Consider the following 3,960-nt stretch of genomic DNA (forward strand, 5'->3'; position numbering starts at 1 on the left):
GATTCTTCAACAAGATCAAGCACTCACGCCGCGTGGCGACCCGCTACGACAAGCTCGCGTCCAGCTTCCTCGGGTTCGTGCAGCTCGCAACGATCCGATGCTGGATCAGGTTTGTCCACACGACCTAGGCACTCCCGAGGGTTGGCGCTCCATCGTCATTCAGGTCTTCTCGCCCGCCCTGATCGCCGAAACCGAGATTTTCTCGGTGCCACTGCACAGTGAGGATATTCGCAGGTCGGGCGGTGCCGCCGAACACGACCAGCGTGTCGACCGCATCGTATCCGAACTGGGGCAGATCACCCCAAATCTCAAGATCGATTCTCGGGACACGTTTGCGCTGACGTTTATCGACGGCTTGTCGAAGTCGGAGAACTATTTCCTCGAGGCGGTCTACCGCAGCGGCCGCTTCCCCTGCATGTTCATGGGCGGTTCGGCCGGAGGCAAACTCGACTTCCAGCGAACGTTCATTTTCGACGGACGCCGCGTTCTTGAGAACCATGCGGTCATCGCGTTGATCAAGATGGCACCGCGGCAGCGCTACGGGCTGTTTCGTAGCCAGAACTTCCGCCGAACCGATCGCTCGTTCACCATCGTCAAGGCTGATCTGAACCAGCGGACCGTCCAGTCGGTCTTCGACCCCGCAACCGGTAAGGTTTGCTCCTTCATCGAGGCGATGTGCGCCGCTTTCCAATGCGGTCCGACCGACGTGCAAGCTGCACTTGGAAAGCGCGCTTTCGGCATCGAGATCGACGGAGAGATCTTCGTGCGCTCCGTGGCCGGCTTCGACTTCGGTGCGGATGAGGTGGCCTTCTATTGCGACATCGCCGCCGGGGATGAATTGTACATCCTCGAAGAGACTGACTTCATCCAGCAGACGCGTGAAAACGTCGAGAGCTACCTGGCCGGCAAGCCGAAGCCAGCAGGCGTGCTGATGAGCGATTGCATCCTGCGTCGCCTCGTCAACGCGAACGACCTTTCCCGCGCCACCCAGTTGTGGCCGGTACCCGCGGCTGGATTTTCGACGTTTGGCGAGTTGTTCGGCATCAACGTCAACCAGACCTTGTCGGCGATTGTGTTCTTCACGGATGTCGACGAGTCATTCAGTGATCCGCTCGTTGACAATTTTCCCGTGCTCTACGCCAAGTTCGCGAACTACTTCAGCCGACGGACATTGGCGCGGAACGAGCGCAGCCGCTCACGCCAGATGCTTCAGCGCGCATTCGGCGAAGTGATAACGGCCGCCGTTGCCGGAGATTTCTCAAACCGGGTCACCACGCAGTTCCCAGACGAGGAGCTGAACAGGCTTGCCGCCAACGTCAACACGCTGGTGGAAACCGTCGATCGCGGCCTGGGCGAAACATGCGAGGTCCTCGCGGCTTTGGCCGAAGGCGATCTCACCAATCTCGTTCGCTCCAGCTATAGCGGGCGCTTCGCAGAGCTGAAGCAAGGCATTAACGGGACGATCGAGCGCCTCTCGCACGCGCTCCAGACCATCCAGACAACATCGAGCGAAGTGGCGGGATCTGCGCGGGAGATCCGTGCCGGCGCGAACGACCTCTCGAACCGCACTGAAGACCAGGCTTCGAGCCTTCAGCAAACGGCCGCGACCACGGAGCAACTCGCAGCCTCGGTCAAATCGAGCGCAACTGGATCTCGTCAGGCCGCGATGCTCGCCGAGGAGGCCCTGAAGACGGCCGATTCGGGAGGCGATATCGTTCGCCGCGCTGTCGATGCGATGAAGCGTATCGACGAAGGCTCCCGGAGGATTTCAGAGATCAACTCTGTCATCGATGGCATCGCCTTCCAGACGAATTTGCTAGCCTTGAACGCCGCCGTCGAAGCGGCTCGTGCCGGCGACGCAGGAAAAGGCTTCGCGGTCGTGGCTTCCGAAGTCCGCACCCTCGCCCAGCGCTCCTCGCAAGCCGCGAAGGACATCACCACCCTGATCAGCTCATCAACGGACGTGGTCAAGGAAGGCGTGGAACTCGTACAACAAGCCGGTCAGTCGCTAGAGCAGATCTTGGCCGCCTCGCGCAAAGTATCGACTACGATCGCCGAAATTGCCTCGGCTTCAGCAGAACAAGCGAACGGCATCGACGAAATGAGCCGGGCTGTCGCACATATGGATGAAATGACGCAGCAAAACGCAGCCCTGTCAGAGGAAAGCGCCGCGTCCTCGACTGCCCTGACGGACCAGATCGAGCGGCTCGACCATCTGCTGGCCGCCTTCAGGCTCCCTCATGCAAGCGGGGGACGAAGCCTGCCTCAAGCTTTCGCTCAGCAAGCCTATCCCGCCGCTGCAAACATTCGCGCCTTTGCGAAACGCTGAGCGCCCGCACAGACGTGTCCGCAAGGGGTCAAATAGGGCCCGGGAGCGCGTTCGCAGATTGGCCTGAACAAGAGCCGACGTTCCGGGAGTCCGGGAAAGGGCCAACAGCCCCCCCTCACCCCACATTCATCCAGCCGAAGCGGATCGGGAACCCTTCCCCTCCGAGCAGGTTCACCGTCTCGTAGAGCGGCAGGCCGACGACGGCCGTGTAGGAGCCGACGAGCTTGACGACGAAGGAACCGGCGATGCCCTGGATGGCGTAGCCGCCGGCCTTGCCGCGCCACTCGCCCGAGGCGAGATAGGTCTCGATGTCCTCGGTCGAGAGCCGCTTGAAACGCAGCCTCGTTTCGACGACGCGCTCGCGGATCGCGCCCGAAGGCGTCACCAGCGCGACGGATGTGTAGACGCGGTGGGCCCGCCCCGAGAGCAGGCGCAGGCAGGCGGCGGCCTCGTCGACGATCTCCGCCTTGGGCAGGACCCGCCGGCCGACTGCGACAACCGTGTCGGCTGCAACGATGTAGCAGCCTTCAAGATCGGGCCGGCTGGAGGCGCCGATGCGCGCGGCCTGCGCCTTCTCGCGGGCGAGGCGGCGGGAGAGGTCGCGCGGGCGCTCGCCCTTCAGCGGCGTCTCGTCGAGATCGGCCGGCAGCATCGCGTCGGGCTTCAGCCCCGCCTGTTCGAGCAACGCAAGCCTGCGCGGCGAGGCCGAGGCCAGCACCAGCATCGGCCGCCAGCCGGGATGTTTGGGAGATGCAAAGAAGCTCAAGGACAGTCCGATACGATTCAGGCGCGGCCGGGCGCCGCGCCTCGACCCAAGGCTCTAGAGCATTTTCGGCGACGGATAAATCCACTGAGCGATCCATGCGCCCGAGGCGGGAAACGCGACAAAAGCCGCGCCGCGATTCATCATGCGCATAAAATCAGCATCGGGGATCAGCACTTCCGCATTGCACAATCGATCCCGACCGGCCACATCTTGAGACTGCGGGGCGTTGCGGCCGTCGTGCGGAATTCGCCCAAGTGCATTCCTCCTGAATGCCCGCTACCTGAAAATCCCGGAGCCAGCCAAAACATGGCAATATCGAGCAAGACGCTGCGTTCCGTGGCAGGTACGGGCGTCGAAGCGCAGGCTCTCGCGGCGCGGATGGTGACGCTGCAGGCCGATGCCGGCCTGACGATCGCAATGCGCATGCCGATCCTGATGAAGGGTGCGCTCGGCGACAGCCATGGCCAGCACGAGGCCGCAAAGGCGCTGACCGAGAAGGTCTCGGCCGTGATGGAAAGCGGCTTCGCCGCCGGTCAGGCCGCCGCGATGTTCTGGTGGGGACTGGCGCTCAATCCGCTGGCTCCGCTCGACTTCACAGAGGCTGCCGCCAAGGTCGCCAACAGCACACTGGAGCCATTCTCGAAGCGCACCAGCGCCAATGCGGCGAGGCTCACCGCCCGCAAGCGCTGACGGGCTTTACTATTTTTCAGAGTATGATCCCGGACGCAGCGAAGCAGAGATCCGGCAACTGTATCGATGCGCGTATCATGGCTGGAATGCGGTCTTGGTTTTGGCCATGGCGTTGAGCACAGTGAGGAGCTTTCTGGCGACGGCGATGATGGCGACTTTGGTCGCGGCGGAGCGT

At 62.7% G+C, this 3,960-nt stretch carries 3 protein-coding genes and 1 pseudogene; 3 read left to right on the forward strand and 1 reads right to left on the reverse strand.

Features of this window, described 5'->3' with window-relative positions; all coding sequences use genetic code 11:
* Positions 1-128, forward strand: a pseudogene (locus AE618_RS25355) (IS5 family transposase); the annotation flags it as partial.
* Positions 98-2,329: a methyl-accepting chemotaxis protein gene (locus tag AE618_RS25360; RefSeq protein WP_054211860.1), complete on the forward strand. Its 2,232-nt coding sequence runs from the start codon at positions 98-100 to the stop codon at positions 2,327-2,329. The pseudogene AE618_RS25355 and the gene AE618_RS25360, both read left to right, overlap by 31 nt.
* 115 nt (positions 2,330-2,444) lie before the next feature.
* On the opposite strand, the gene AE618_RS25365 is transcribed toward AE618_RS25360, so the two are convergent.
* The gene (locus AE618_RS25365) at positions 2,445-3,053 is read right to left on the reverse strand and encodes a Maf-like protein (protein WP_054211861.1); all 609 of its coding nucleotides are present in this window, start codon (positions 3,051-3,053) and stop codon (positions 2,445-2,447) included.
* A 348-nt stretch (positions 3,054-3,401) separates the two neighbouring features.
* On the opposite strand from AE618_RS25365, the gene AE618_RS25370 reads away from it, so the two are divergent.
* Entirely contained in the window at positions 3,402-3,785 is a 384-nt protein-coding gene (locus AE618_RS25370; protein WP_054211862.1) for a hypothetical protein, read from the forward strand.
* The last annotated feature ends 175 nt before the right edge of the window (positions 3,786-3,960 follow it).

This window comes from Allobosea vaviloviae, assembly GCF_001298265.1.
GTDB lineage: Bacteria > Pseudomonadota > Alphaproteobacteria > Rhizobiales > Beijerinckiaceae > Allobosea > Allobosea vaviloviae_B.